At 28.9% G+C, this 2,338-nt stretch carries 2 protein-coding genes; both read left to right on the top strand.

All coding sequences use genetic code 11. The annotated features are described in order from the left end of the window. Positions 1 to 173 precede the first annotated feature (173 nt). Positions 174 to 1,316 (top strand): sensor domain-containing diguanylate cyclase, encoded by a 1,143-nt coding sequence (locus QZZ48_RS15470; RefSeq protein WP_294967153.1) that lies wholly within the window; start codon positions 174 to 176, stop codon positions 1,314 to 1,316. A gap of 185 nt (positions 1,317 to 1,501) precedes the next feature. Continuing rightward, positions 1,502 to 1,972 (top strand): EamA family transporter, encoded by a 471-nt coding sequence (locus QZZ48_RS15465; RefSeq protein ID WP_294967152.1) that lies wholly within the window; start codon positions 1,502 to 1,504, stop codon positions 1,970 to 1,972. Positions 1,973 to 2,338 lie beyond the last annotated feature (366 nt).

Below are 2,338 nucleotides of genomic sequence, written 5' to 3'. Positions count from 1 at the left end.
TTTTCTATTTCAATTTTATCATTTTTGAAATAAGAAAACAAATTTTACTGGTTCAGTTTTAGGGGTTCATTATATTTTTAAAAGACTGGGTTCTTAATGATGAAAAAAGTGTCCATAAAATTACAAAATATTTAGAAAGCATCAAAAATAAGTATGAATTACTTACCGCATTTTTGGTTTCGCAGCAGAGTGAAAAATACTATACTCACAATGGTTTTTTAGAAGATATTGACGAAGCCAACCCTACTAATAAATGGTATTTTGATTTTAAGGCTATGCCAAAGAGTCATCAAATTAATCTTGATTTTAATGATAACTTCACAAATTCTCTTATCATGTTTATCAACTTCAAGATATACGATGACAATTACAATTTTATTGGGGCAACAGGTATTGGAATTGAAATCTCTTACATTGATGAGATGCTTAGCATGTTTAAAAAGAAGTACAATCTTAATGTCTATTTCTTAGATGAAGAAGGAAAAGTTGTCCTAACTAGACAAAATAAAAATACTCCTCTACACATAGATGATATGCAAGTGTTAAAAAATCATAAAGAGGAGATAATATCTAAAAGCACAGATATTATCGAATATGAAAAAAATGGCGAAGAGTATATACTCAAAACCAAGTATATCCCTGAGCTAAACACATATTTGATAGTAGAAGCAAAACTAAATGACTTTGCTAAAGAAGCTACTCAAGTCTTTTATATAAACCTTGGTTTATCTCTATCTTTTACACTTATTTTTGCACTTATCATTATGTTTATTTTAAAAAATTACCATAAAAAATTAGAAAGATTAGCAGACTTTGATTCACTTACAGATTTATCAAATAGACATCACTTCGACAAACAGTTTGAACACTTCTTAGCGCTACATAAAAGAGATGAGAGACCTATATCTTTAGTCTTTATAGACATAGATGATTTTAAAACTGTTAACGACGAGCTAGGACATCAAATAGGTGATGAAGTTTTAGTAAAAACTGCCAATATTTTAAAGAAGAGTATAAGAAAAACAGACTTAATTGCTAGATGGGGTGGAGAAGAATTTGTAATTGCATTTATAGATACACATATCAATGAAGCTCATACTATAACTCAAAAAATAAAAGAATCAATAGAAAAAGACGAAGATATACAAAAGATTCTTGGTTACAATATCATGGCAAGTTTTGGACTTACTTACTGTACGGATTATGACACCATAGACACAATTATTTCAAGAGCCGACAAAGCTATGTATGAAGCAAAAGGCCACGGGAAAAACAGAATTGTCTTAGCCCGTTCAAAAACTATTAAACAATCTTAATCTATATACTAGGAAGAACCACTTCTTTTATGAAGAGTACTGTCTATATATTTATATGAATGGGTAAAGCTCTTCGGGTCATGTGAGTTGAGACTAACTAAAGGCGTTGCTTCAGGAAAATATGCCGCTGCTGCTCCCTCTTTTTAATTAATGCTATTACAACAATAACTGTTGCACATACTGTTATGATATTTTCTTCACAAATTAGTAGTGGGAATTTAAAAGGAAATATATATGCTCTAATCTGTGTTAATTTATTTGCTTTGACTTTTGTGATTTTGTCACAGTATAACAATGCTCACCGTTTTTCTATAACAGCAATTGCTGGATTATCTGGGATGCTAATATCTTACTTTTTCATTAATGATTTTACATTAGAGATAAATACCTTATTAATATTTTTACTTACTGGGCTTTTTGTTTCACCTACTTCTAGAATTTTAATTTTAATAAGAACAAAAACTTTGCCTGCAAGTGAAATTAGTATTTTAATGATAATAGAAACAGTAATGGCGCCTATTTGGGTTTGGTTAGTATTAGATGAGATTCCTTATGACTCTACTTTTTTAGGAGGAAGTATAATTCTTATGACTTTATTTCTTAATTCACTCTATACTTTAAAACGAAATAAGGATGAAATAGCTTCTATAAATTAGGTAAAATATCGAAAGAAGGATGTTAATATGCAAATAATAAAAAAAGTATTAATAACACTAAGCTTGTTATTAAATTTGATTTAAAGTAAAATATTTCAGGCTAAAAAGTGCTTTAAAGTACGCTATAGTAGGAATAAACAAAGGTATATTTATAATGGGCTGTAAAAAAGAACTAAAAAGTGTCCAAGCTGTGAAAGTTTTTTAACTAAAAAGAATGGCAAGAAGTTTGGAATTCAAAGATATAAATGCTGTACTTGCAATACAAATTATTCATCAAAAAGAAGACCCGAACAACTCCAAGAAATTATCTTCAAAAAGTATATTTACAAGAGACAAACACTCAGTGATTTAGCAGAAGAATATTAA

Origin of the sequence: Sulfurimonas sp. (assembly GCF_016744025.1) — a bacterium.
GTDB lineage: Bacteria > Campylobacterota > Campylobacteria > Campylobacterales > Sulfurimonadaceae > Sulfurimonas.
This window is presented reverse-complemented; position numbering and strand designations above follow the sequence as displayed.

Bases quoted from the DNA above. Each gene is read 5' to 3' on its own strand.
- QZZ48_RS15465 (WP_294967152.1), top strand. From the start codon at position 1,502: ATGATATTTTCTTCACAAATTAGTAGTGGGAATTTAAAAGGAAATATA.